The 25,863-nt window shown below is 37.7% G+C and carries 22 protein-coding genes, 2 tRNA genes and 1 pseudogene; 12 read left to right on the forward strand and 13 right to left on the reverse strand.

Annotated elements, in window-relative coordinates:
• Window positions 1-31: 31 nt before the first annotated feature.
• The gene (locus tag AC5WOE_RS04285; protein WP_496048765.1) at window positions 32-1,114 is read right to left on the reverse strand and encodes a low temperature requirement protein A; all 1,083 of its coding nucleotides are present in this window, start codon (window positions 1,112-1,114) and stop codon (window positions 32-34) included.
• Between the two features lie 273 nt (window positions 1,115-1,387).
• Here AC5WOE_RS04285 and AC5WOE_RS04290 point away from each other — a divergent pair, with 273 nt between their 5' ends.
• The 5 genes from AC5WOE_RS04290 (at window position 1,388) to AC5WOE_RS04310 (ending at window position 4,438) form a co-directional block, all read left to right on the forward strand.
• The gene (locus AC5WOE_RS04290) at window positions 1,388-1,807 is read left to right on the forward strand and encodes a hypothetical protein (protein ID WP_496048766.1); all 420 of its coding nucleotides are present in this window, start codon (window positions 1,388-1,390) and stop codon (window positions 1,805-1,807) included.
• Between the two features lie 146 nt (window positions 1,808-1,953).
• The gene (locus AC5WOE_RS04295; RefSeq protein WP_496052010.1) at window positions 1,954-2,469 is read left to right on the forward strand and encodes a hypothetical protein; all 516 of its coding nucleotides are present in this window, start codon (window positions 1,954-1,956) and stop codon (window positions 2,467-2,469) included.
• A 204-nt stretch (window positions 2,470-2,673) separates the two neighbouring features.
• Window positions 2,674-3,342 carry a phosphatase PAP2 family protein gene (locus AC5WOE_RS04300; RefSeq protein ID WP_496052011.1) on the forward strand — a complete coding sequence of 223 codons (669 nt, stop codon included), beginning with the start codon at window positions 2,674-2,676 and terminating at the stop codon, window positions 3,340-3,342.
• A 182-nt stretch (window positions 3,343-3,524) separates the two neighbouring features.
• Window positions 3,525-4,169: a class I SAM-dependent methyltransferase gene (locus AC5WOE_RS04305; protein ID WP_496052012.1), complete on the forward strand. Its 645-nt coding sequence runs from the start codon at window positions 3,525-3,527 to the stop codon at window positions 4,167-4,169.
• Window positions 4,170-4,361: 192 nt separating this feature from the next.
• A tRNA-Arg gene (locus AC5WOE_RS04310) sits at window positions 4,362-4,438 on the forward strand.
• A gap of 574 nt (window positions 4,439-5,012) precedes the next feature.
• On the opposite strand, the pseudogene AC5WOE_RS04315 reads toward AC5WOE_RS04310, so the two are convergent.
• A pseudogene (locus tag AC5WOE_RS04315) lies at window positions 5,013-5,808 on the reverse strand (DUF2935 domain-containing protein).
• Window positions 5,809-6,189: 381 nt separating this feature from the next.
• Here AC5WOE_RS04315 and AC5WOE_RS04320 point away from each other — a divergent pair.
• From AC5WOE_RS04320 to AC5WOE_RS04330, 3 genes are all read left to right on the forward strand, one after another.
• Window positions 6,190-7,188, forward strand: a complete 999-nt coding sequence (locus AC5WOE_RS04320; RefSeq protein ID WP_496048770.1) for an NADP-dependent oxidoreductase — start codon at window positions 6,190-6,192, stop codon at window positions 7,186-7,188.
• A gap of 127 nt (window positions 7,189-7,315) precedes the next feature.
• On the forward strand, window positions 7,316-10,180 hold the full coding sequence (locus tag AC5WOE_RS04325; RefSeq protein ID WP_496052013.1) for a protein kinase domain-containing protein: 2,865 nt from the start codon (window positions 7,316-7,318) through the stop codon (window positions 10,178-10,180).
• Between the two features lie 139 nt (window positions 10,181-10,319).
• The gene (locus AC5WOE_RS04330; RefSeq protein WP_496052014.1) at window positions 10,320-11,777 is read left to right on the forward strand and encodes a protein kinase domain-containing protein; all 1,458 of its coding nucleotides are present in this window, start codon (window positions 10,320-10,322) and stop codon (window positions 11,775-11,777) included.
• Window positions 11,778-11,915: 138 nt separating this feature from the next.
• Here the strand turns inward: AC5WOE_RS04330 and AC5WOE_RS04335 are convergent, their stop codons facing one another.
• The 7 genes from AC5WOE_RS04335 to AC5WOE_RS04365 all read right to left on the reverse strand — a co-directional run bounded on the left by AC5WOE_RS04335 (window position 11,916) and on the right by AC5WOE_RS04365 (window position 18,012).
• Window positions 11,916-12,644: a polysaccharide deacetylase family protein gene (locus AC5WOE_RS04335; protein WP_496048773.1), complete on the reverse strand. Its 729-nt coding sequence runs from the start codon at window positions 12,642-12,644 to the stop codon at window positions 11,916-11,918.
• Between the two features lie 200 nt (window positions 12,645-12,844).
• The gene (locus AC5WOE_RS04340; protein ID WP_496048774.1) at window positions 12,845-12,967 is read right to left on the reverse strand and encodes a hypothetical protein; all 123 of its coding nucleotides are present in this window, start codon (window positions 12,965-12,967) and stop codon (window positions 12,845-12,847) included.
• Between the two features lie 211 nt (window positions 12,968-13,178).
• Window positions 13,179-13,976: a COG4705 family protein gene (locus tag AC5WOE_RS04345; RefSeq protein WP_496052015.1), complete on the reverse strand. Its 798-nt coding sequence runs from the start codon at window positions 13,974-13,976 to the stop codon at window positions 13,179-13,181.
• Window positions 13,977-14,132: 156 nt separating this feature from the next.
• Window positions 14,133-14,936: a COG4705 family protein gene (locus AC5WOE_RS04350; protein WP_496052016.1), complete on the reverse strand. Its 804-nt coding sequence runs from the start codon at window positions 14,934-14,936 to the stop codon at window positions 14,133-14,135.
• Between the two features lie 138 nt (window positions 14,937-15,074).
• Complete coding sequence (locus AC5WOE_RS04355; RefSeq protein WP_496048777.1) at window positions 15,075-16,391, reverse strand: sensor histidine kinase; 1,317 nt, start codon at window positions 16,389-16,391, stop codon at window positions 15,075-15,077.
• Window positions 16,381-17,055, reverse strand: a complete 675-nt coding sequence (locus AC5WOE_RS04360; RefSeq protein WP_496048778.1) for a response regulator transcription factor — start codon at window positions 17,053-17,055, stop codon at window positions 16,381-16,383. The genes AC5WOE_RS04355 and AC5WOE_RS04360 overlap by 11 nt, the downstream gene beginning before the upstream one ends.
• A gap of 591 nt (window positions 17,056-17,646) precedes the next feature.
• On the reverse strand, window positions 17,647-18,012 hold the full coding sequence (locus AC5WOE_RS04365) for a winged helix-turn-helix transcriptional regulator (RefSeq protein ID WP_496048779.1): 366 nt from the start codon (window positions 18,010-18,012) through the stop codon (window positions 17,647-17,649).
• Window positions 18,013-18,157: 145 nt separating this feature from the next.
• On the opposite strand from AC5WOE_RS04365, the gene AC5WOE_RS04370 reads away from it, so the two are divergent.
• Together AC5WOE_RS04370 and AC5WOE_RS04375 are read left to right on the forward strand one after the other, a co-directional pair.
• Window positions 18,158-18,859 carry an NAD(P)H-dependent oxidoreductase gene (locus AC5WOE_RS04370; protein WP_496052042.1) on the forward strand — a complete coding sequence of 234 codons (702 nt, stop codon included), beginning with the start codon at window positions 18,158-18,160 and terminating at the stop codon, window positions 18,857-18,859.
• Window positions 18,860-19,028: 169 nt separating this feature from the next.
• Window positions 19,029-19,541, forward strand: a complete 513-nt coding sequence (locus AC5WOE_RS04375; RefSeq protein ID WP_496052017.1) for an SRPBCC family protein — start codon at window positions 19,029-19,031, stop codon at window positions 19,539-19,541.
• A 289-nt stretch (window positions 19,542-19,830) separates the two neighbouring features.
• On the opposite strand, the gene AC5WOE_RS04380 is transcribed toward AC5WOE_RS04375, so the two are convergent.
• A tRNA-Ala gene (locus tag AC5WOE_RS04380) sits at window positions 19,831-19,906 on the reverse strand.
• Window positions 19,907-20,175: 269 nt separating this feature from the next.
• Here AC5WOE_RS04380 and AC5WOE_RS04385 point away from each other — a divergent pair.
• Together AC5WOE_RS04385 and AC5WOE_RS04390 are read left to right on the forward strand one after the other, a co-directional pair.
• Complete coding sequence (locus tag AC5WOE_RS04385; protein WP_496048781.1) at window positions 20,176-20,382, forward strand: hypothetical protein; 207 nt, start codon at window positions 20,176-20,178, stop codon at window positions 20,380-20,382.
• 821 nt (window positions 20,383-21,203) lie between these two features.
• Entirely contained in the window at window positions 21,204-22,277 is a 1,074-nt protein-coding gene (locus tag AC5WOE_RS04390; RefSeq protein WP_496052018.1) for an LPXTG cell wall anchor domain-containing protein, read from the forward strand.
• A gap of 56 nt (window positions 22,278-22,333) precedes the next feature.
• Here the strand turns inward: AC5WOE_RS04390 and rnr are convergent, their stop codons facing one another.
• From rnr to secG, 3 genes are all read right to left on the reverse strand, one after another.
• Window positions 22,334-24,661: a ribonuclease R gene (rnr, locus tag AC5WOE_RS04395; RefSeq protein WP_496048783.1), complete on the reverse strand. Its 2,328-nt coding sequence runs from the start codon at window positions 24,659-24,661 to the stop codon at window positions 22,334-22,336.
• A gap of 5 nt (window positions 24,662-24,666) precedes the next feature.
• Window positions 24,667-25,425, reverse strand: a complete 759-nt coding sequence (locus AC5WOE_RS04400; RefSeq protein WP_496052019.1) for an alpha/beta hydrolase — start codon at window positions 25,423-25,425, stop codon at window positions 24,667-24,669.
• Window positions 25,426-25,607: 182 nt separating this feature from the next.
• Entirely contained in the window at window positions 25,608-25,841 is a 234-nt protein-coding gene (secG, locus tag AC5WOE_RS04405) for a preprotein translocase subunit SecG (RefSeq protein WP_496048785.1), read from the reverse strand.
• Window positions 25,842-25,863: the final 22 nt, after the last annotated feature.

Below are 25,863 nucleotides of genomic sequence, written 5' to 3' on the forward strand. Positions count from 1 at the left end.
GTTGAAAGTAACCTGATCAAAGTGAGTTTGATCAGGTTACTTTTTTAAAGACTAGAAAGAAGATACAGAGTTCTAGAAAGATGACCAAGTTGGAAACAATCACAAAGTAGTCAAAGATCAAAAAGATAACCAATAAGACGAATAATAGACCCAAATGGGAAAACTTTAGTTTATGCTCTTCGATTCGATATTGATGAAACACCAAAATGGTAGAGATTACATACAGGAATACGATAGAAAAAGTTAACACCAATAAAAATTTGTAATCCATCTTGTATAAAGAAGATAGTTGCAAAAGTGCCGCAATAACACTTAAAGATAGATAAATAAATAAGTGACCATAAATGATAGATTGACCGGATGAAGCTATTTGCTTATCTAACTTTTCTTCCAAATTATCATAATATTGCCACCACATAACAATTACGATAATAAATGAGAGTAAAGCAAATGCAATTGTCCTCCAATTTAGATCTTCTATGTTAAGAATTGCAATCAAACTAACGATAGATTCACCAAATAAAATGATTGTAAATAAACCAAACCGCTCGAACAAGTGTCCGAGATGAGTAGGCACCCTTTTTAAATATTTGCGTCCAAACACAGGAATGAATACATCAATAAATATTCCTAAATACAAAACGAAATATCTTAACCATGAATCAAAAAATAAAGAACATAAAGAAATCAAAATGCCGATGAAAAAGCCATAACCTAAATATGCTGCTGTCTGTTTGCGTACACCTTTTTCCTTACGACTAATCCATAAATACTGGAGTGAAGTAAGAAAACGAATCCCAACATATCCAATGAGAAAAGTAAAATAATAGGTGTCAAAATCGACATGGAGGCTTGCAGTCATCAATAGAACAAAAAACATTTGCACTATCATAAATAAACGATGCCTAACTGTATCCTCTCCAAATCTGTTCATAAAAAGAGATTGCCCAACCCACGCCCACCAAATAGGAACAAACATCAACAAAAATTTTAATAAATATTCGAATGGAATCTTACCATGATGTTCATGTAGTAATACATGGGTCGTTTTTGCAATAGCTGCTACAAAAATGAGATCATAGAAAAGTTCCAGCCAAGTAACCTTTTTGTCCATCCTTCCTCCCTCGACGCTGTAATCATTCGAGCAGTTACACAAATGATTAATTGTCTTTTTCTTTTTAACTGTAGTATTTTAACGATTGTATCATTTCATACTTACGATGAAATTTCTAGCCTATCGATTATCGTGCAAGAACCATAGCAGTTTTCCATAACAAGCAAAAAAACGACAGTTGCTTATTTTGAGGCATCTTGCTCCTCCCTCCCCACATCACCATCTATTTGTTATAATGGCAATAATTAGAATGATCAAGGAGAGACAACTGTTATGATCACAAAATTATATGCCAAAAATAAATTAACACCGGATGAATTATCTTACTTAGAAAAACTGGTCAAAGAATGTATTTTATTTTTCACCAAACACCTTTTATGCAAAGGCAGTCCAATCTTAAACCCTCCATCTAATAGGGAATATGTGAAAACAACTAACCAATTAAATGCTTTGAAAAACCTAAAAGAAAAGTTTCAACTTCGTAAATTAGAAAGAATAAACACAATAGAGTTTCAAAGCCTTACAAAATTAGTTGATGAAAGATTAGAAACACTAGAGTTTGAGTCTCAGAAACTTTCTTTCGAAGCTGCATTTGCTGAGCAGACAGAACGAATAGAAATAAACAAATTACTAGATAAATACATAGAAGAAGAAATAAAACTGAAAATTATACAATCTAAATTACAACCTTAATGGGCAATTTACTTATTGTTATCATATACCCTGTGAATTATTTTAAAAATGCATGAAAGTGAGTTATATTTTTCCTATACCAAATGAAATAAATGCAAACTAGAATGATAGCAACAGTTCGTGTGAAAACAGCAGGAGTGATTATTTTGGAATTTCATACAATTTTAGCGTTTAGTCGTCATTTAAATCCACTAAACTGGTATATCCGTGCGATTTTCTTAATCGTCAGCTGTTATTTTGCTTATAAACGCCACTGGCTAGGATTAGTTATTACCTTTCTTTTTATGACTTTTAGTATAGTAGGCTTAATTGCAAATGGAACGTTCAATAACCTCCACATGCAAGCGGGTCTTGAATATGAAAAAATAATATTCCACAGCCCTCTCTCTGCTTTGGTTATAGCCATTCTATATCTTATATTTGCTGTATTTTTGTGTTTGGCTTTTTGGAAACACTCCATTAAATTAGGTCTTATCATATGGAATATATACTTAGCTGGAAAAATTGTATTGGGATATATTTATATGGGAGATAGTGCATGGACTACTATCAGCTATACCATTTTCGGTTTCATCATCGTAAATCGAATTGGACTTTACTTGATACGACAGAACAGAAAAAAAAATCTTCCTAAAACAAATCATCATAACTCAAAATATTAACAGCGATCCCCTTAACCAATTGGTAAGGGGATCTTCCTATATGCACATGTTGAGACATTTGAAATAAGAAAATATGGTAAAGTTTCGTCGTAGATTTGCATATCCATGTTCTTAACAATCAAAATTTAGCTTCCCAACTTAACTAATTTCTGACAGTCAACATCAATCAACTATATACAAGTACTCCTGAAAGGATACGTTTTCATGCGAGGTTTTTCGCTATCTCGATCAACCAAAACATATATCCTATTTTCTCTTGTAATGCTTGGCTTGTTTATTACAATGTTTGGGAAGATTTCCACTGAACTAGCAGAAGGAAAGCTTTACCACTTGGACCAAGCCATCATCAATTGGCTGCACACTTTTTACCCTTATCTAAATAAACCGATGAAGTTTATTACCTTTTTTGGGTCAAATGAAGGCATATTTTTACTCCTTATCATTTTTTCGACTCTATTCATTTGGATGCAAAAAAGACTGGAGGCTTTTTTTCTCATAATTGGAATAGTAGGAGCACAGTATTTCAATCTCCTTTTGAAATCCATATTCCACCGTCAACGTCCAGATTTGGATCGAATACTAATAAATTCAGGTTTTAGTTATCCTAGTGGTCATTCGATGCGGTCGATTATTTTTTATGGCATGTTATGTGTTTTGTTTGTTACAGCTATGAAATCAAATTCTGCTAAAGCTTTTATTATCATAAACACTTCTATTTTCGTTACCATGATTGGGATTGGTAAAGTTTATTTTGGAGTTCACTATCCAAGTGATATTTTAGGTGGGTATGCTGTTGGAGGAGCTTGGTTAACCATTTGCCTCATAGGGTTAAAAATAGCAAAAGACATAGAAAATCAAATAAACCATTCCTAGGCCAAGATATATAGCATTTACGCACCATATGTTAATCATTCACTTCTCTGTGAATTTCTCCTTTTTTCCTTTGTCTATTTTTTTACTTGCTGAAAGAAAAGAGATGTGATAATTTGAGAGAAATTAACATTTAAAATCACACTATACTTATAGAAATTATAATCATTAAAGGAGTGCACATCATGGGTCGGGAATTTTTAGACATCTTTGAGGGTTGGGCAGAAAAATATGATTCTTCGGTTTCTGGACAGGATGAAGAGTACAAGGAAGTGTTTGAACAGTATGAAGCTATTTTGCAGGATACAGCAGAGTCAGCATTTGGAAATGTGTTGGAGTTCGGGGTTGGAACAGGAAATTTAACAATAAAACTCCTTAACAACAATTTAAATATATATGGAATTGAGCCCTCGAAACCAATGAGGGATCTAGCGGTGGAAAAACTAGGTAATCGTATATCCATACAAGATGGGGATTTCCTCCAATTCCCACAACCGGATGTTCAAATCGATAGCATTGTCAGCACATATGCATTTCACCATCTAACCGATGCAGAAAAAGAAGAAGCCATTGAAAAGTATGGGGAGTTTCTTCAATCTGGCAGCAAAATACTATTCGCTGACACCATGTTTGAAAATGAAAAAGCATTTATGGATACGATTAAGCACGCAAAACAGCGTGGATTTCATCATTTAGCCGAAGATTTACAAAGGGAGTACTATACAACCATTCCCGTGTTGCGTAACATTTTAGAAAAACATGGATTTGACGTGACCTTTACTCGTTATAATCATTTTGTGTGGTTATTACATGCAACGAAAAAATTATAAAACCAAGTGCAGTCTTGCCGTTTTTGTTTTTTGGATACTCATTAATTATATAAATCGAATATTGCTCTATTACTTTTATACGTCCGGCTACACTGGACTTTTATTTTTACAGTTTCATCTTTTTTCTGCTCAATGATTAGATTTTATACTCTATTTGTAGGAAAATTCGTTTTATAATAGAATACTCAATGAACAGGAATGTAGCTCAGTGGTAGAGCAACACCCTTGCGAGGGATGCGGGTCAGTGGTTCAAGTCCACTCTTCCTGTTCACGCGTGGGTGGTCTCAGGATCATCCACGCACCAAGATTTTTTTATTAGACATATCGAGATTACTGTGACGATAAAGTTGATTTTGCTATAGTTATTTTCAACCTGTTTGATAATAACGCAAAGAATCCCGAACCAAATGGTATCGGGATTTTTTATATTTAACAAAAACCAAAGTGAGTATGCAGGCTCCATTTCCTTAGCTGCAATAAGACCTAAGCGCTTAACACAGTAAACATCAGGGATGAAACGTTTTTTCACCCCTCTAAATAAGCATAAAAAAGTTGATAACGAACCAAAGGGGAATTGTACGCCTTCCTAAAATTGTTTCATTAATCTTCCTAGCATGGCTAATTAAACAAACTGATCCTGGATCAATTTCATGTTTCCCTCCGAGCAAATTGATTACAAATCCTTAGGAAGTGGAACTTACTTTTACTTTTTTAGCCAAAAAAACCTTCTTCTCTTATTAAGTGTTTTACGCTGAATGAAAAATGAAGATTGTATGAATACCTATTGATCTATTTTTCTTAAGAAGATTACTCATGAGTTTCTATCAAAAAATATAAATGGATCTAACATTGGACTTGCGATAAATGCTGTTCAAACATATCAATGATTTCAAGGAATCTCTCCGCTTCCCGGAAAACATGATCTGCTAATAATGGATGAATAATACTTTTGATCCGACACTGTTCGATTAAATCACGTGCGGTTTTCTTGAAGTCTCGTAAGGATTGTACGGAAACACGATTTTGATCAAGAAACTGCCCAAGCAATGGAACTGTTTGTGATTGAGGTCGCATGGATTCTAAATCTTTTGCTTGAAAGAGTAACTGATCAAAATCGTGACTAAAATTCCTCGCAGTTTCCCCTAATTTTCGTTCAGAAGGATCTAGTAAATGACCAATAAATTTTGCATGGTCAGCCATAATACGTAAGAAGAATACATTCTCATCAATAATAGCGTCTTGTAGTGGAGCTAAATTCCCTTTATTCAGTTCCTTTAATCTTCTTCGAAAGTAATTTGCTTCTCTGCTTGTATGGTCAATTAGTAATGGAAAGTTATTTTGGCCTGGAAGTTTGCAACAAATGACCAAACCTAATACTTTTCTTTTAAATGCCCAAATGCCAGTAGCAGCAACAATAACTTTTGAATTAAAACTTTTTATTTTCTTTGGATCAGTTTCCAATGAGAATGCATGGGCTCTATTTTCTATGTCTTCGAATACGGCATAATAATAATCCGCTTCTTGGATTAGTTTGGTCCTCACATCGAAATCCTAACTTGAGAAAAAGGGAGTGCTCCTTCATAATACGTGCCCAAAAACGAATCTCATCTAGTGAACGAGCTACAAAAAGATCAGACATCCACCTACCTCCATCTTCATGGCTTTCGTTTTTCTGTATTACCGCTTCCATATATGAAAAAATTCTCTTCCTTATCTTTATGAAAGAAGACAATGAAAAAGAATTAGATAGGAAATAGGATAAAGAATTACCTTAGTTTCCTTGTATATATCTGAACGAAGACCAATGGCACATAGGTAAAAGTAAGATATGATTCGTCTCGATTTTCTTTCCCAATATTGCACAGGAAAGATCTATAATTTATTCTTATACTTATTCTTTTGGTTGATTAACTTAAACTATTCGACGAATTATTTAAAAATCTAGTGTTGGATATTGAAAAGTTGATGAAGTCTTATTGAAGGCAAGCATTATATTAGATTTTATTTGGAGGTATAGACAATGAAAGCAATGGTTATTAAAAGGTATGGGAGAGTCCCAGTAACTTTAGCAGATATGCCCTTACCTGACGTTGGAGATTATGAGGTTCTCGCGGAAATTCATGCCGCTAGCATAAATCCTGTTGATTTTAAGATCCGTGATGGAAATGTAAAATTACTGATTAAACATAAGATGCCACTTATTCTAGGGAATGATTTTGCTGGAGTCGTAGCAAAGGTTGGAGCAAAAGTGACTCGTTTTAAAGTTGGAGACGAAATTTATGGTCGTCCACGCAAAAGTAAAATCGGTACTTTCGCAGAATACATCTCCATTCATGAAAACGATATAGCTCTAAAACCTAAAAATTTGAGTTTGGAGGAAGCAGCATCGATTCCACTCGTAGGTCTCACCTCATACCAAGCGTTACATGACATCCTACAATTACAAAAAGGACAGAAAATTTTGATTCATGCTGGAGCTGGTGGTGTAGGTACATTTGCTATTCAATTGGCCAAATTAATGGGAGCAACTGTTGCGACTACTGCCAGTGAAGCTGGTATTAATTTAGTAAAATCTCTTGGTGCAGATAAAATTATTAATTACAAAACAGAAAAATTCGAAGATATACTGAAAGATTATGATGCAGTATTTGATACACTCGGAGGAAAAATCATAGAAAAATCATTCCACGTTATAAAAAGCGGAGGGAAAATTGTTTCTGTTTCAGGATTACCAAATGCCCGTTTTGCTAAAGAAAATGATTTAGGACTCATTAAACAAATCTTGTTTTCAGTAGTCAGTCACAAACTTTCTAAATTTGAAAAGAAGCATAATGTACAGTATACATTTTTGTTTATGAAGCCTAGTGGAAAACAATTAAGCATTATTGCAAACTTTATTGAATCTGGAGAAATCAAACCTGTGATTGATAGAGTTTTTAGCTTTGAAGATACCCAGAAGGCACTTGAGTATTCGGAATCAGGAAGAGCAAAAGGGAAAATAATTATAAAAATTAGATAAAATATCTGTCCATTCAATAACTGCGATAAAAACGATCTCCTTCTTATTTGACTGGCAATATCATGCAATTTAAATCACTTATCACTAGTGTTAAAAGCTATAATATAAGTAAGAAGGGGGCGTTTTCATGATCGGAAGTTTACTAAATCAACGATATCGGGTTATGGATGTGCTTGGTAAAGGTGGGATGGCTGCGGTTTATTTAGCTGAAGATCAAGTTTTAGAAAGAAGAGTGGCAGTGAAAATTCCCTTTGCCACTACAGATAAACTATTGGATCAACGCTTTTTTCGAGAAGCGACGAACTTAGCTAAAATGTCCCATCCGAATATTGTAAATATTCATGATGCAAATTTGGATCAAGATTTTCCTTTTATTGTGATGGATTATGTCGATGGTGTCTCCATAGATAGAAGGATCGCAAACAAGAAGCCTATGCCAGTGCTTGATGTATTACATATCATGTTTCAAATATGCAGCGGATTAGCCTATGCACATGAGAAAGGGATTATTCATCGCGATATCAAACCTTCTAATCTCTTGATGACGAGTTCAGGAGACATTAAAATATCTGACTTCGGTATAGCTCGTCGAATGGAATCGGACACCGTATTCACACAAACGGGAGAACTTGTAGGAACGGCATTTTATTTTTCGCCTGAACAAGCGCGGAATAAGGAAGTTACACAAAAGTCCGATATCTACTCTCTTGGCATTGTGTTATACGAACTATTAACAGGAAAGCGTCCTTTTACCGCAAATGATTTTGTTGGAGTTGCGATGATGCATATACTGGAACCTATCCCTGATCCAAGACAAATCAATCCGGATATTCCCACTCCCCTCTACCTAGTAATCAAAAGAGCGACCGAAAAAGAACCAGAGAAGCGATATGAGCAAGTAAGGGACATGTTTGATGATTTACAGCATGTTCTTCTCCAAATGGAAGGATCAGAAAAATATGTTAAATTGAAAAATGCAAATGAAGCAGCAGTATCGATAGAAATAGAAAAGCGCAGCGAAACAAACATCCCAGCGGCCGCTAAGGCTGGTGATGCAAAAGCAATGCTCCAGTTAGGACGGAATTTGATTGATGGAGAGCATCAAGAACGGGATATTGAAAAAGGAGAACAGTGGTTACGAACAGCTGCAAAAGCTGGAAATGTGGAGGCTATGCTTCATTTAGGAATGCTCTTGATGAAAGAAGAGAACCTAGAACAGGATATTGAAAAAGGAGAACAGTGGTTACGGGCTGCTGCTAAGGCTGGAAATGTGGAGGCTATGCTTCATTTAGGAGTTCACTTGATTGAAGGAGAGCATCTGGAGCGGGATATTGAAAAAGGAGAACAATGGTTACGGGCTGCTGCTAAGGCTGGAAATGTAGAGGCTATGTTTTATTTAGGAATGCACTTAATTGAAGGGGAGCATTTTGAACAGAATATTGAAAAAGGAGAACAATGGTTACGCGATGCTGCTAAGGCTGGAAATGTGGAGGCTATGCTTCATTTAGGAATGCACTTGATGGATGGAGATCATCTAGAACAGAATGGGACGGAAGGAGAGCTATACTTACGAGCCGCTGCAAAAGAAGAGAATGTGGAGGCTATGGTTTATTTAGGAGTGCACTTGATTGAAGGGGAGCATCTAGAACAGGATACTGCCGAAGGAGAACAATGGTTACGCGATGCTGCACAGAAAGAGAATACAGAGGCTATGTTTCTGCTTGGAAAGTATTTGATTGAAGGAGAACATCTCCAACAGAATGTGACAGAAGGAGAGCGATGGTTACGTGCCTCTGCCGAGAAAGGTTATGCAGAAGCAATGAAAGAGTTAGGATGGTATTTAAAAAAAGGGACGCATCTAGAACAAGATATTATCGAAGGAGAACAGTGGTTAATATCCGCTGCCAAAGCTGATCCTAGTTCGATGTGCTTTTTAGCATTAGATTTGATCGAAGGAAGACGGACAGAACAAAATATTGTGGAAGGGGAGTTATACTTAAGAGCTGCTGCGGAATCTGACCCGTATGCGATGTACCAATTAGGAAAGCATTTGATGAAAGGGGAGTATTTAGAACAGAATATCTCGGAAGGGGAGAAGTTCTTACGGGATGCTGCGGAATCTTACCCATTTGCGATGTACTGGTTAGGGAGGTGTTTGGTTGAAGGGGATTATCTGAAACAGGATATTATGGAAGGAAAACAGTACTTACAAGCAGCTGCGGAATTGGAAGATGTTCCATACGCGATGAAGTATTTAGGAAAGCATTTGATTGAAGGAGAGTATCTGGAACAAAATATTGGGGAAGGAGAACGGTGCTTACGTTCGGCTGCTAAAAAGGACCCTGCTTCGATGCACCTGTTAGGAACATATTTGATAAGTGGAGAGTATCTAGAACAGAATATTACGGAAGGAAAAAGATACTTACATGCGGCTGCAAAAGCGAACATGTTGTATTCGTACTTTTTAGGCAGAGATTTAATAGAGGGAAATTGGTATCACCTAAAACAAGATGTAGTAGAAGGAGAACAATGGTTACGTGCCGCTGCAAAAGCTGAAAATCAATTTGCGATGTTCCTGTTAGGAAAGTATTTGATTGAAGGAAAGTATCTTCTAAACCAGAACATTTCCGAAGGAGAACAATGGCTACGGGCTGCTGCTAAAACAGAGAATGATGAGGCTATGTGTTATCTAGGAAAACACTTGATTGAAGGAAAATATCTTAAACAGAATATTATCGAAGGAGAGCGATGGTTACGGGCTGCTGCTAAAGCTCAGAACGATGAGGCAATGTATTGTCTAGGGAAGTATTTGGTAGTAGGTAAGTATCTAGAACAGAATATTACAGAAGGAGAGCGATGGTTAGCTGCTGCAAAAAAAAGGAATGATGAGGAAGTATACTCTTCATCAAATGGAGAATCGATTGAAGATACTCTCGGATGGATAGCCTTCTGGATACTCATTATCTACCTCCTTCATAAGTATCTAAATTAATAAGACCGAATTTATAGAATACCGAAACACATAGTATTTAGCATATATACTCTCCTTTCCTGCTGGTAATATCATGCAAGTTAACTCTCCTATTAGTACAATTAAAAGTTATAATATTAAGTAAAAAGGGGGAATTTTCATGATCGGAAGTCTGCTAGGTCAACGATATCAGATTATGGATGTGATTGGTAAAGGCGGGATGGGTGCGGTTTATTTAGCTGAAGACCACATCTTAGAAAGAAGAGTAGCAGTGAAAGTCCCCTTTTCCGATGCAGCGAAACTATTGGATCATCGCTTTGATCGAGAAGCAAAGCTGTTAGCAAAATTGCCACACCCAAATATTGTAAATATTTATGATGCAAATATGGATCAGGATATCCCTTTTATGGTGATGGAGTATGTCGACGGTATCCCCATGGATAGATGGATCGCAAACAACAAACCGATGCCGGTAATCGATGTATTACATATTATGTTTCAAATATGCAGCGGGTTAGCCTATGCACATGAAAATGAGATCATTCATCGTGATATCAAACCATCGAATATCTTGATGACGAATTCAGGAGGAATTAAAATCTCTGACTTCGGCATAGCTCGTCGAATGGCATCGGATACCGCATTCACACAAACAGGAGAACTTATCGGAACGATGTTTTATTTTTCGCCTGAACAAGCTCAAAATAAAGATGTTACACACCAGTCTGATATCTACTCTCTTGGCATTGTGCTATACGAGCTATTGACGGGACAGCGTCCTTTTACCGCAAATGATTATATTGCAGTTGTAATGATGCATCTATTGGAACCCATTCCTGATCCAAGACAAATCAACCCGGATATTCCCACTTCCCTCTTCCAAGTAATCAAAAAAGCGACAGAAAAAATACCGGAAAATCGATATCAGCATGTAAGGGATATGTTTGATGATTTACAGCATGTTCTTCTCCAATTGGCGGGCTTAGACAATAATCCTGAAGCAGACAATGCAATTGAAGCAGCAGTATCGATAGAAATAGAAAGACACAGCGAAACAAACATCCAAGCTGAAAATGCAGATGATGTAAATGCAATGTTCCAGTTAGGATTGGATTTGTTAGATGGAAAACAGCTAGAACAGAATACAAAGGAAGGAAAACAATATTTACGAGACGCTGCAAAAGCTGGGCATGAAGAGGCTATGCTCCGGTTAGGATGTCACTTATTAGAAGGGGCACCTCTGAAACAGAATATAAAGGAAGGAGAGCAGTGGCTGCAAACTGCTGCAAAAGCTGAGAATAAAGAAGCCATGTACTCTTTAGGAATATATTTGATCAAAGGAGAGTATCTCGAACAGAATTTGAAGGAAGGAGAGCGGTGGTTACTAGCAGCTGCAAATGCTGGGTATACAGAGGCTATGTACTCTTTGGGAAAGTATTTGATAAAGGGAGAGTATCTCAAACAAAATAAAAAGGAAGGAGAACGGTGGTTACAAGCTGCGAAAAAAGCTGGGAATAAAGAGGCAGCAAAAATATTAAGCGATCGTAACGAGACTGTGCTTTTATGTGTTTTTGTATTTTTTATGTTCTTTATGTACCTTATTGTTAAGTTTCATTAATAAGACAGAATTTGAGGAATATCTGACTTTTCAAGTAATCGTTCTATGAACCTCCTTCACTTACGCTAGCGCTTGGAGGTGGAACAAAATAATCCTTTCTTATTTTTGGTAACGAAACTTATTTTGGAATTAATAAAATTATTGTTCTGCTGCTTGTAACATTTGGGAGACGGTTACAAACTGATATCCTCGTTTTTTTAATTCTGGCAGGATTTCTTTTAAAGCCAATACTGTTTTCTCGTTCATATCATGAAACAAAATAATATCTCCATTACTAGCATTCCTTAGAACCTTATTTACAATAGATGATTTTTTTGTCCGATTACTCCAATCCTTTGTATCTTGATCCCAACTCCACATAATCATCCTAAGTTGATTTTTCTTTGCAATGCTCACCACTTGATCATTGTATACTCCACCTGGAGGCCGAAATAAATAAGGTTTCGTTCCAGTAACTTGTTCTATAGCTGTCTGAGTCATCTTTATTTCTTTGTCTAATTTTTCACCCGTTAATCGATTCAAATCGAAGTGGAAATAAGTATGGTTGGCAATTTCATGACCTTGTACCACAATAGATTTAGCGATCTTCGGATATCGATTTACTTTATTGCCTAAACAAAAAAAGGTGGCTTTCGCTTGGTATTTTTGAAGAAGAGAGAGAAGTTTTCCTGTGGTTCTCGAACTCGGACCATCGTCAAAGGTTAATGCAATCCACTTTTTATGTATGGGTTTATCCCAAAAGATTTCCTTATGGGTCTCATAATATTTTCGATCTTTAGGAGGATCATCTGCATATGCAAGATGACTAGTTAAACCTGTATTGTTTATCGTAATAAATAGAAGTATGCCAATAATCAACCATTTCATAGTAACTTTTGCTCCATCTCTAATTGTATGAAAGTAGTATGTCCATTTCCCCTAAAAGAATGCCATACATCACAAAAATCCCGTACCAAAAGGTACCGGGATCTTTTACAGAGGAAATCGAACATATTTAAGTCTAAAATATTCTCTGAATGATAAAACTACAAGATTACCAACGAATACAAGTACAAGAAGTCTAACCATCATGATTGATCTAGACTTGCCTGACTGATTTTATTCCGCGAACTGAATTGGTTAAAACGAGCAGAACCTGCAAAAAACGCAGCAACTAACCCAAGCAAAGCAAATCGAAAGAATAAAGCCATGGTTCATCGTATGTCCGAGTGTCTCTCTGGGTAACTCTTGAATGTGTAAAGGAATTCGCGCTCCTTGGTGTATTAGAAGCTCAGGATTGGTAAGAGATCCAATCTGGTCAGACGGAATATGATATTGTGATGCTGCATTCTAGAGAAAGGTAAAATGGGTTCTTTGGCTCTTTTTTCAATTTGAATGAAGATAATACCACTTCGTTTCTTGTTAATTCATTACAGAACCAGCAATTTCGTTTTTCATATCCTTACGAGTAATGGACAGAAAACCTACAAGCACCAAGATAACTATGGTCATTGCAAGACTGACAATACCTTCTCCCCATCCCAAACCTCCACGGCCCGGTGAAACCGAGATCCAATCCGAGAAAGAGGCACCTACAGGACGCGTCATGATATATGCAAACCAAAAGGCTAAGATCTCATTCAGACCAAATAACCAACAGCCTACTGCTGGTATAATCAGGAAGACAGTGAACACTACTCCTGAAGAAAAATAGCCCAAGTGCATAGTGGATGCTGTCATATCTCCTGCAGCGGTACCTAGTGCAAATGTGATAAGCACCGTAGCCCAGTAAAATAGTTCACGTCGACGAGTATAGATACTGTGTATAGAGAGAGTTCTCTCTTTCGCATACCAAATGGAAAAGAGGACAATCATTACAATGATAAAAAAGATAGTGGATACCACATATGGGATACCTATGGCAACATGGATTACATCAGCAGCCATCGTCCCAAAAATACTTACCATCACAACGACTAACCAGTAAATCCATGCCACATATTTTTTTACGGAAAATTGCAGGATCAAAGAAACGACTAAGGCAATCCCTGTTAGCCCAACGGCAATCATGGGATTGATACTTTTGACTAGATAATCAGAAAATACTTCGCCCATTCCAGTGGTCAGTACTTTGGTTAACCAGAAGTAGGCTGTAATCTCGGGAACCTTTGTAAAGATTTGCATTCCCTGTTGCATGTTGTTAGATACAGATTTATTCATTTGTAGTTTTTTCCTCCGAATTTATACGAAATATATCCTTTATTCTCTGGAGTTCGTCCTATGAAAACGATTTGACTGTAAATTATTATTTACAGATTGAAAGATGGAGGAGAGGTTATGCTCCACCCTCTCCTAAGCGATTCTAAAGTCAACTGATTAACGAACAAGAAGCTGTTCCGTTTTGTTGGAATCATCTATTTTCGTCTTGGTTAGGTAGATGACTAAACTCAAGATGATGACAAGAAAAATAGAACTAGTTCCCGTTGTACCCAAACCAAGTCCTCCGTCGCTTCGAGGCTGGGATAGAAAATCTCCAACAGAGGCGCCAAAGGGGCGGGTCAAGATGTATGCAATCCAGAAGGATAACACTGCATTTAATTTAAAGCGATAGTGGGCGATGCTTACCACTAGAATTACGGCAGCAAACATGAGCGCTGATACCCAGTAACCTAGATCAAACCCTTCCGATATCAGATCGCCAGCAGCAGTACCAAGAGCAAAGGTAAACAAGATAGCTAGCCAGTAAAATGCTTCTCGCTTCGTAGTATTTATGGAGTGAATGGATAGAGTCCTCTCACTTGCATACCAAATGATAAATGTTGCTGCCATTAAGATGAAAAAGAAAGTTGTTGTTGTTTCGAGTGATACTCCATAATTGTCTGTGAGATTGTCTGAACCCAGCGTGCCAACAACACTGATTAGTACGACAGTGAGCCAATAAATACTCGGTATATATTTTTTTGCTCGAAACTGTAAGAACAGGGTGATAAGCAAGAGCCCACTCATAACAAAAGTTGTGTTCGTCAAACCAAAACCCAGTGTTTCATTCAGAAAGTCTGCCGCAGTCTCCCCAACCGTGGTGGCCATGATTTTAATAATCCAGAAGAAAATCGTAACCTCGGGAACCTTGTTCCAGATTTCCTGAATTCGTGATGAGCTAGTCGGTATATCACTGGACATTTTATGTGATCCTCCTTTGTTCATTCATATATCACTAGTTATTTCTCACTGAAAGACTATAAAACAGAAGACTGAAAAACACATGAAAAAAACAAAAAAAGTTAGACATAATTACTGTCTAACTCAATTCTAAAAAACTTACCCTTTTTGAAGTGGGATGATAATGGTAAATTTACTTCCAACATTTTGTTTACTAGAAACTTTAATTGTTCCATGTAATGCTTCGATAATCGATTTACCGATGGATAAACCTAAACCTGAACTTCCAGTTTGCCGTGAACGGCTTTTATCTGCTCGATAAAATCGGTCAAAAATACGTTTCTGTTGCTCAAAAGAAATGCCAATTCCATTATCCTGAACAATAATAGAAAGTATCTCATTTTTTCGTTCGTATGAGATACTTACATAACCACCATTTGGCGTATATTTTAATGCGTTATCAATGAGAATATACAGCAATTGCTTTACTTTTTCTTTGTCTGTGTAAATTGGTAATGGATTTTGTGTAAGTAAATCTAATCTTATTTCCTTTGATTCGGACAACCGTTGGAATAGGCGAATAATTTGTTGCATCAGAGTGAGTAGATCAAAATTCTCTTTTATCGTTGGTTGTTCACCTAAATCGGAACGGATTAAATATAATAAATGGTTCACTAGTTGTGTTGTGCTTCTTACTTCTTCTTGCAGATCGGATAAGATATTTTTGGAGATTGGCGAGAAACGTTTGGCTTCTTCAAATTCGATTGTCTCTAGTCCTGATTGCAACACACTTAAAGGAGTTCTTAATTCATGGGAAACATTAGCGATAAACTCAGACTGTAACGTATATGCTTTAATTATTGGCTTAATTGCTTGCTTTGTCATGGTTCGTCCAACAAGTAGGGCAATCACAAAAAAGAGAAGCGAAATTCCTAACAGGATAAATAAAAAGTGGTAATACATGGTGATCAAATAGGTGATATCTTTCCCGATGTAAATCGTTCCTTTGCGTTCGCCATTTTGATAAACATTTTGTGAAACAAGAAATAGATAATAAGAGTCCTTTTCGGACAATTCAATCCTCAAAAATTTGAATTCCATTTTGTCTGGTTTCCAATTTGCTACGTTTTTTAAGATAGGCTTACGGATTTTTGATGAAAACTCATCAATGATGATAAGGTTATGATTGAATTTTAGAAAATAAGTTAGAAAAATTCCTTTTGTTCTATTTATACTAGGAACTGGAATATTATCTTTGTTTTGCTCTCTTGGATATTCATCTATATCTATCTTGAGCTCATTAATCTCTTGTTTACCGAGATCAAACAATTCCATTCTCTGTTCCTGATAAATAATAAGAAAGAGAACAATACTTATTACAACATTAAAAAGTAATAAGAAAATAATTAACATTCCACTATTATATTGTGTAAGCTGTTTTCTAGTAGAAGAAAATAGATTCAAATTATGCTTCAATAGAGTATCCTACTCCCCGAATATTACTAATCATTGTTTGCTTTCCAGGCTCATCAATTTTTTTTCGCAACAATTTGATGTAGGCATCTACAGAGTTAAATCCTACATTTGCATGATAACCCCATACACGATCAAGAATTACTTCACGAGTTAAAACTTGACCTTTGTTACGAATCAATAAATCTAGTAAATCGAACTCACGTGGAGTTAGCGTAGTTTCAGTTCCATTACGATATAATATACGTTTCGTACGGTCAATTTTAAGATTTCCTAACGAGACAACATCCTCATACAATGGGGCATAGTTTCTTCTCGTAAGGACACGGATACGGGCAAAGAGTTCCTCCAATTCAAACGGTTTCGTTAGATAATCATCAGCACCTGAATCAAGCCCTTCTACACGATCCAAAACGTTATCTTTGGCTGTTAACATTAAGATAGCTCCTGCATAGCCATTTTGTCTTAGTTTTTGGCATACAGAGATTCCATCTAGTTTAGGGATCATCCAATCCAATATGATTAAATCATAATGGGAGGCAAGGGCATATTCATAAGCTTCCATTCCGTTCGTATACCACTCTACAGAATACCCTTCTTTCACTTTTAACATATGTTCTAATATTTTGCCTAGACGATGATCATCTTCGGCTAATAGGATCTTCATAAGGTCTCTCCAATCTTTAGTTAAGTAAAACCAAATGATATCTGCAATAGCAGCTGTTAATTTAAATCATATCCAAATTAGGATTTGATTATTGCGACAGATTTGGCACTCCCACCAGTACGAAGTTTTTACCGAATCATTGAACAGTATCCCCTTACAAAAATATGTGTTCATGACATCCGGCGAGCTCATGCTATTTTAAAGTTGAAACAGCAAAATTGTTTCAGAACTAAATCATGCAAACACAAGAATTAAAATGGACACATATAGCCACACCTTACTCAATATACAACAAGAAACTGCTGAGGGCTTTGAGCAATTGCTAACAGAAAACCAACCGAAAAATCACAAAAACTTCAGTGTACTAAAGATTTGTATTTCGTTTGCAGTTCTACATTTCCTCTATTTTCTTTGTATCTCTAAAAATCAAAAACCCCTTGATATACAAGAGGTTTGGGTGGCCGAGTATAGCGGCATTCAACCGCTAACCTCTACACTACCAGTGTAACTCACTATATGATTTTAGTTTAACCTAGTATACATATGTCAATTGTTGTACAGGATTTCGAGGTTTCACTTAACAAGCCTTATTCACACTGTTCCCTCACGTGATTCTGCAATTTGCTTAGTATGCTTTATCCCCCACTCCATCATTTGCTTTATAATCGGAGCCAATGTCTGCCCAAATTCAGTCAAAGAATATTCCACTTTTGGCGGCACTTGCTTATATATCTCTCGATGAATGATTCCGTCCCGTTCCAACTCGCGAAGCTGCAAGGTGAGCATCCGTTGCGTAATTCCAGGTATTAACCGGCGAAACTCATTAAAACGCTTTTTTCCTGCCAGAAGGTGATAAAGAATAATACTTTTCCATTTTCCCCCCATCACATCGATCGTTACCTCAACCGGACAAGCATATCCATATGGCTCCCAACTTGATAAGCCTTGAAATTCCAATTCCATCCCCCCATAAGTATAAAAAATGATACTATACAACAAAAATGTGCCTACTTTTAAATATGTATTGTACTCATTACAATAGACTTTGTAAAGATTCTTCGACTGAATAAAAGGTCTTTAAAATAAATCACTATCCAAACTAATAAAAAGAAAGGATCTGATTACGATAGAAACAAAACAAGTTAGAAAAGAACAAATTCTCGAAACCTATCATTTTCGCCATGCTTGTAAAGAATTTGATCCACTGAAAAAAATCTCGGATGAAGATTTTGATTTTATTTTAGAAACAGGGCGATTATCACCCAGTTCCTTTGGATTTGAACCATGGAAATTTGTCGTTGTCCAAAACGAACTTTTACGTGAAAAACTACGAACTGTCACTTGGGGAGGACAGCGTCAACTTCCAACCGCTAGTCACTTTGTCATCATACTAGCGAGAACAAAAGAAGATATGCACTATGATTCTGCTTATATTCAATATATGAACAGAGAAATCCAGAAGTTGCCAGAAAAAAACATTAACGGGAAATACGAAGCTTTGAAAAAATTTCAGGAGTCCGACTTTCGTCTACTAGAAAGCGACCGTGCTATATTTGATTGGTCAAGCAAACAAACGTATATTGCCCTCGGCAATATGATGACAGCAGCAGCTCAAATCGGAATCGATTCTTGTCCCATTGAAGGATATGACAAGGAGAAGGCAGAGGACATTTTAAAAACAGAGGGGATTATTCAAGGACAACAATTCGGCATTTCAACAATGGTTGCATTTGGATATCGCATACAAGATCCTCGACAGAAGACTAGGCAGTCTATCGATAAAGTGGTGGAGTGGGTGAAATAACCAACATCAAACCATTGTCATTCGAATAAAACAATTTGGATAATCGCGTAATACAAAAAGGTTTCGTTTCATTGGATAATTATCGGATGCAACGAAACATTCCCATGGAACCAAATCAACGACACATCGTTTTAACCTTTTTCCAGATAAAAGAAAGGAATGTTATACCATGAATGAAATCATTTGGCCCGAAGGATATACGCCAAGTACAACCGACAACTTTGTTTCTAATGAGATTATCGTACCTAGTATGAGCACAACTGAGGTGTGGAAGTACCTCAATAACACCTCAGAATGGCCAAGTTACTACAGCAATGTTTCGGATATTCGCTTTTACGATGGATCTGGCCCTGAGTTAAGTAAGGGTGCCCGCTTTCGATTCACTACCTTCAGTTTCCCAGTAGAGGCGGAGGTAACTGAATACGAACCGCCTGTCGATGGTAAACCGGCACGAGTTGCTTGGCACGGCTGGGTGGAAGGTTCAGCAAATACAGCATTAGATGTTCACCACGCTTGGCTGCTGGAGGATCTTCCCGGCGGTCGGGTACGAATCCTCACCCAAGAGACACAGAACGGGAAGCCAGCTCAAGATATGGCTCAAGAAAAGCCAAATCCCATGCTTAACGCCCATCAAGAATGGATCGACGGGCTGGCACACGCAGCTCAGCAGGTATATTCCTAAAAATCGTCTTGAAAAGAGATGAGACTGACCGTCACTTCGCAAAGGTGGCGGTCTTGTCATGAAATAGATGAGATAGGTGGTATCGTGCTAGTTCTTCATTAACCCAGCTTAAGCGTGTTCTAATTTCGTCCGTCCTCGTTTCCCCTCTTTGGAATAACAAAAAAACCTCCATCGAGCACGTTTTCATAACGTACCTAATTGAAGGTTATGACACTACATATTATTTACAGAGTACACTTTGCATAAATTACCGTACACATATCGTTTAAAAACGCTTATAGACATTGGATGGTGGAGTATAGCGGGATCGAACCGCTGACCTCTACACTGCCAGTGTAGCGCTCTCCCTGCTGAGCTAATACCCCATATTAGATACGTTGCAAATGTTAGTGTAGCGCAATTTCCGATAAAAAACAAGTGTTAAAGATAACCCCCGTTACCTCTATTATTGCAAATACAGTTTCCCGAACGTAATTAGCACGCTACCCGAAGTGAGCAAATTCACCATATTACACACTATCCAATACGCCAACTCTAGCGGGTATCCACTCTAGTTAGCGTTAACCTGTTGAAAATGAATTGTAAATAATTTAAAATAAAGTTAGTCAATAACCAACCTCTACAGGAGGTTCCTGTGTCTGCTCACGCTGAGACCCCTTCCGACAGTACGGACGCGCAGGTCGAGATCCCTGTGAACTCCCGCGCGGTGTGCTACGACTACGTCGACAGCGAGGGAAACAAGTGCGTCATCGAGGACGGCGTTCACTACCGCCTCGACCACCGCGGCAACCGTAGGTGGAGGAAAAACGGGGACGGAACGTACACCGACGTCGTACTGTGATAACAGAGAGCCCCACAGGGATATTTCTCCTGTAGGATGTGCTCCGGCTAAGAGTACACCTGAGCAACTGCTTTTAATCAAGCGGCTGCTCGGGCTCGATAACAACTTTTGTTCATATAAATTTGACGGTATAATTAACTCAAATATAGAGCCGCTGATACGCCCTGTCACGGAAAAAAAGTCCGCTGAGGTACTTTGACCTTTCAGCGGATTTTTAATGCCCTTAGACGGCGTTTCTTTAAATTAAGCGTTTCAAGAACCCTTTATTTATGAAATATATAAAACTCTATTTGCCAGTTCTTCATTGACACGGCTTAAAGCACGTTCTAATTTCGACCGTCCTCGCTTTCTCTCTTTAGGCATAACAAAAAACCCTTTCGTTAATTACGTTATTTACAACGTACCTAACGAAAGGATTCTCTAGTTTTTTGGGTAGTGTACACTCTTTTTTATTGGCAGATAACACTACGTATAAAATAGCGTTCATAAATCGCCAAACTATATTCCGTAGTTCAAGCGGTTGACCTCTCGGAATAAACTGCCAGTGTAGCACTATCCCATCTTCTTTTCTTAACCATATTATATATTTTTCACTTTCAAATAAAAGTCAAAAGGAATACTTTGCACATGATGAAAGGTGTCCTTATCGATCAAACATTTACCCTAAAGTTTCGATTATCAAATTAAGTTTCATAAATCAGACACAAAAAATCGATATAATCACAACATATCTTTGATATTTTAGTTGATTTGACCATTTTAAAAACCTATAATTAGCTAGTTAATAAATATAATTTTATACTCCTAAGGAGGAAATTCTTTTGATGAAGCGCTTACTTGCCTCTTTTTTCTCATTAGCGTTAATTTTTACACTTTCACCTCTACATAATCTTGCTAAGGCGGAAGAAACTCAGAAAGATGATTCTACCATAACGAATACGGAGCAACCTCATACTTTACCTGCTCCAGTAGACGAAAAAACAACTTCTGATAGCAAAGACCAACAACCAGCTGAAAACAAAGAAAAAGAAACTCCTAAACCAAACACAGAAACACAACCTCCTGCTGGTAAAACGGATAAACCAAAAGAAACCGATAACAACACTACTACTCCTGTTACAGAAACAAAGCTGGAAATTCATCGTAAACTCAACGATGTTGGTTATGCGATCAATGCACAACTGTCCGATGTTAAATCTGCTGAAGGAACTTGGACTTTTTATGTAGATGGCAAGAAGAAAGCTACTAAAAACAACAAAAAAACCTCGGTTTCCTTTAACCTCTCTCTCGATGCTGATTTTGAGGAAGCGGGAGAAATTCAAGCTCATGCGATCAAAATCGTATTCGAAGGAAAAGCAGATGGGAAAGAAACAAAAGTAGAAGGAACTCATTCCATTCCTGATCTAACATTTGACTACAAACAAGTAGGCAACAATGATAAATTTACTGGTACTCTTAACCCTGCAAAAGACGCAGTTGGTAGCTGGGGTATTGCAGTATCGGATGAGAATGGTGAAAAAATTATCGACGCTAAAGACGTTGAAAATTTTAAAGGTACTACTTTCACTCATACTTTCAAAGGAATCAAAGCAGGTACTTATTTGGTCTATATCGCTTTTGAAGGAAAAGTGGATGGTGAAGAAACTGCGATCATCAAGTTCATGACCTTGGAGGTTACGGAAGAAGGGAATGGCGGAGAAATCAAACCTCCTCCAACTGACTACAAACCTACAAAACCTGTCGATAAAGGAACCGTGGATAAAGTTATTAACAACTCTAAAAAGGGTGGACCAATGCCTAAAACTGCTACTTCTAACCCAACTGGTTTGGTTGCAGGACTTGTTCTCATCGCACTTGGTGGTGCAATCCTCGGATATCGTCGCTTGGTGAAATAATAAAAAGGATTCCAAAGGCTTACTACCTAGGTAGTAAGCCTTTTTATATACTTCGATCATCCATTTACACTTGTTTTGCGTGGTTTTCTTCTACGTCTTTTTCGTGGTTTTGCTGGAGCGTCTGCCTCTTTTTTTGCTGTTTCTTTTTTGACTCCTGTTGGTTTTGGCTTTCTTGGGGTTGCTTTATTTGTTGGCTTTTTACGAACAGGCTTCTTCTTTTGCTTTTCCTTTTGTGTTGTTGGCAATGGAATATCTTGTGGAGTATGCTCTAAAAGCTCAAAATCGATTTTTCGCTCTTCCATATTGACTCCACTTACTTTGATCTTTACTTTATCGCCAATTCGCAGCACTCGACCGGTGCGTTCTCCAATCAAGCAATAATACTTTTCTTCATACCGATAGTAATCATCATTGAGAAAACTAACATGAATCAAACCTTCGATGGTGTTATCCAACTCTACAAAAATACCAAAGCTAGTTACTCCACTGATAATTCCTTCGTATTCTTCACCAATATGCTCTGTCATGTATTCTGCTTGTTTCAGATCATCTGTTTCTCTCTCTGCATCTACTGCAATTCGTTCACGAACAGAAGATTGCTCAGAGGCATCAGACAGAAATAACTGCAACTGTTCTATTCGCTCTGAGGATAAAGCCCCATTATTGTAAATTTCCCTCATCACCCGATGAATCAATAAGTCTGGATATCTGCGAATGGGCGAGGTGAAATGCGAATAAAAATTAGCTGCTAAACCAAAGTGACCAGCATTTTCTGTTGAATATTTTGCTTGTTTCATGGAACGGAGCATAACCGTACTTATCACTTTTTCCTCCGGCCGTCCACTGACTTTTGCGAGTAAATCTTGGAGGGCACGAGGTTTTACTTTATCCGCTTTGCCTTTCATACGATAACCAAATGTGGTTACAAACTGGTAAAAGGACTGTAATTTCTCTGCATCTGGATTTTCATGTATCCGATAAACAAAAGGTACTTCTAAGCGATTGTAATGCTCTGCCACTGTTTCATTAGCAGCAAGCATAAACTCTTCAATCAGACGTTCAGCAACAGAACGCGGGCGCTTTACGATATCGATTGGCTTCCCACTCTCATCTACTTTGATTTTTGCTTCGGTGAAATTAAAATCGACTGCACCTCTACGTATCCGTTTTGCTCTAAGTTTTTCTGCTAAATCTCCCATCAGTTGAAAATAAGGTACCAGATCTTTATAACGTTCGATGAGCTCTTCATCCTGCTCCTCTAAAATCTTCTGTACATTGCTATAAGTCATCCGTTCATTGGTACAGATCACAGATGGATAAATATCATAAGCCACCAATTCCCCACGCCTATCCATTTCCATATCACAAGTCATGGTTAGGCGATCGACTTGTGGATTCAAACTACAAATACCATTGGACAACCTTTTTGGCAGCATTGGGATTACGCGATCTACTAAGTAGACACTACATCCACGCTCATACGCTTCACGGTCAAGGGCACTTCCTTCTGTCACATAGTACCCAACATCCGCGATATGTACCCCCAATAAAATGTTTCCATTCGGTAATTTTTCCACAGACACCGCATCATCGAGATCTTTGGCATCTTCTCCATCGATTGTCACCATTACTCGATCACGTAGATCATGTCTGCCCTGGAGATCTGTATCTGTAATCGTCTCATTAATAGTTTCTGCTTCTGCCTCCACTTCAGGTGGAAACTGTTCCGGCAGACCATGTTTGCGGATAATGGAAACAATATCGACTCCCGGGTCATTTTTGTTTCCAAGAACTTCGATAATCTCTCCTTCTGCACTATTGCGGTCAGTTGGAAAATGACTCAGCTTAACAACGACTTTTTGACCATTGGACGCACCCATGCGATGCTCCTCAGGAATAAAAATATCTGCTGGCAGCCTTCTATCATCTGGTACAACAAAACCAAAATGTTCGTTGATCGCACGAAAAACTCCAACCACCTGTGAACGGCCGCGTTTTACAATTCTTACGATCTCCCCTTCTGGTCGACGGTCTTGTTTCTTTTTATTAAATACACGTACCAAAACGATATCTCCATCCATTGCACCATTCATATCACTGGAGTGGATATAGATGTCTTTTATTTCGCTTTTATCTGCAATAACAAAAGCAAACCCTTTGGCATTTCCCTGAACTTTTCCTCTAACGAGATTCATTCGATCCGGTGTTCCATATCTCTTGTTCTTCGTTTTGATGACAAAACCATTTGTTTCTAATTCCTCTAAAAGAGAAGCAAGCTTATCTTCTTCTCCTTTTAAATCAAGCGCTGCCACAATTTCCTCAAAGGATAGTGGTTTATAAGATTCTTCATCTAGAAACTGCACTATTTTTTGTAGGCTTAACAACCAAATTACTCCCTTTCAGAAGAAGTACGCAATATAAACTGCTCCACTTCTTGAAATAACTTTTTTCTCTCTCGATCAACCGTAATAATATGAGAGGAGTTTTCATACCAGGTAAGTGTCTTATCTTGGGAAGAAATGCTGTTATAAATAATAGTGGCACTACTTGGATTCACTGTCTCATCATGGCGTGATTGTATGATCAGTGCTGGTACTTCTACCTGTTTCAAATTTCTTCGAACGAAACGGATCAATCGATTTAGTTCCCCAACACTTTTGAGTGGTGTGCGATCATATGGAATCAAATGCTGTTCAATATCGGGATGTTTTTCTCCTCTAAGCGAAAAAGGCATAAACCAATGGATCAACCGCACAAAATTTGCCCGAAAATCCTTTACCTTTATAGGAGCACACATCGATATTACTCCACTGATGAGTGACTGCTGCTGGATGGTTTGGACAAGAGCTAATATGCCACCCATGGATAATCCCACTAGGTATAGTCTTTGTACACCTGATTGTTTCAATTCCTCAAATGCATTTTCAACACTTTGCACCCAATCTTGCCAGCGGGTAATCTGTAAATCTTCAGGAGAGGTTCCATGCCCAGGCAATAGCGGTGCAGATACCGTAAAACCTTGTTTATGTAAGTAATCTCCCATTGGTCTTAACTCAGATGGTGTTCCAGTAAATCCATGTATGAGTAGAATACCCGTTTTTCCAGCTGAATAAAAAAAAGGGTCAGATGAGCGCTTTATCAATTGCATCACATTCAGCTCCGATTTATATGAAAAGCGACTCACAGACGAGTCGCTTTAGTAGTTTGAATAGGTAAAGTGCTGGAAACTCTTACGAAATTATACCACGAGCGGAAACAAATCGCAAAAGACAAACAATAATGAACAAAAAAAAACAGCCGATAAACTCAGCTGTCTAAAGGGAAACTATTTTATTTTATAAAGTATCCAACTGCTAAAGCAAGAATCATAAAGAGTATTGCCAATGCTACTGTTATCCGGGATAACAGTAAATCGATCCCTCTCGCTTTTGCTTTACCCATATTATGTTCAGCACCGCCACCAATTGCACCTGATAGACCAGCGCTTTTGCTCGACTGCATAAGGATTACAATAATGAGGCCTACGCTTACGACGCTAAACAATATTTTTACTGCAAGTACCATATGATAAAACCTCCTCGCCCCA

This window comes from Shimazuella sp. NTD248 (assembly GCF_059510395.1).

What these genes read in the sequence shown, in the direction of transcription:
- AC5WOE_RS04305 (WP_496052012.1), top strand. Translation starts at nt 3,525, where the DNA reads ATGGGTCGGGAATTTTTAGACATCTTTGAGGGTTGGGCAGAAAAATAT.
- AC5WOE_RS04340 (WP_496048774.1), bottom strand. Translation starts at nt 12,967, where the DNA reads ATGGCTTTATTCTTTCGATTTGCTTTGCTTGGGTTAGTTGCTGCGTTT.
- AC5WOE_RS04360 (WP_496048778.1), bottom strand. Translation starts at nt 17,055, where the DNA reads ATGAAGATCCTATTAGCCGAAGATGATCATCGTCTAGGCAAAATATTA.
- AC5WOE_RS04345 (WP_496052015.1), bottom strand. Translation starts at nt 13,976, where the DNA reads ATGAATAAATCTGTATCTAACAACATGCAACAGGGAATGCAAATCTTT.
- AC5WOE_RS04335 (WP_496048773.1), bottom strand. Translation starts at nt 12,644, where the DNA reads ATGAAATGGTTGATTATTGGCATACTTCTATTTATTACGATAAACAAT.
- secG (WP_496048785.1), bottom strand. Translation starts at nt 25,841, where the DNA reads ATGGTACTTGCAGTAAAAATATTGTTTAGCGTCGTAAGCGTAGGCCTC.
- AC5WOE_RS04300 (WP_496052011.1), top strand. Translation starts at nt 2,674, where the DNA reads ATGCGAGGTTTTTCGCTATCTCGATCAACCAAAACATATATCCTATTT.
- AC5WOE_RS04350 (WP_496052016.1), bottom strand. Translation starts at nt 14,936, where the DNA reads ATGTCCAGTGATATACCGACTAGCTCATCACGAATTCAGGAAATCTGG.
- AC5WOE_RS04325 (WP_496052013.1), top strand. Translation starts at nt 7,316, where the DNA reads ATGATCGGAAGTTTACTAAATCAACGATATCGGGTTATGGATGTGCTT.
- AC5WOE_RS04290 (WP_496048766.1), top strand. Translation starts at nt 1,388, where the DNA reads ATGATCACAAAATTATATGCCAAAAATAAATTAACACCGGATGAATTA.
- AC5WOE_RS04285 (WP_496048765.1), bottom strand. Translation starts at nt 1,114, where the DNA reads ATGGACAAAAAGGTTACTTGGCTGGAACTTTTCTATGATCTCATTTTT.
- AC5WOE_RS04330 (WP_496052014.1), top strand. Translation starts at nt 10,320, where the DNA reads ATGATCGGAAGTCTGCTAGGTCAACGATATCAGATTATGGATGTGATT.
- AC5WOE_RS04375 (WP_496052017.1), top strand. Translation starts at nt 19,029, where the DNA reads ATGAATGAAATCATTTGGCCCGAAGGATATACGCCAAGTACAACCGAC.
- AC5WOE_RS04320 (WP_496048770.1), top strand. Translation starts at nt 6,190, where the DNA reads ATGAAAGCAATGGTTATTAAAAGGTATGGGAGAGTCCCAGTAACTTTA.
- AC5WOE_RS04400 (WP_496052019.1), bottom strand. Translation starts at nt 25,425, where the DNA reads ATGCAATTGATAAAGCGCTCATCTGACCCTTTTTTTTATTCAGCTGGA.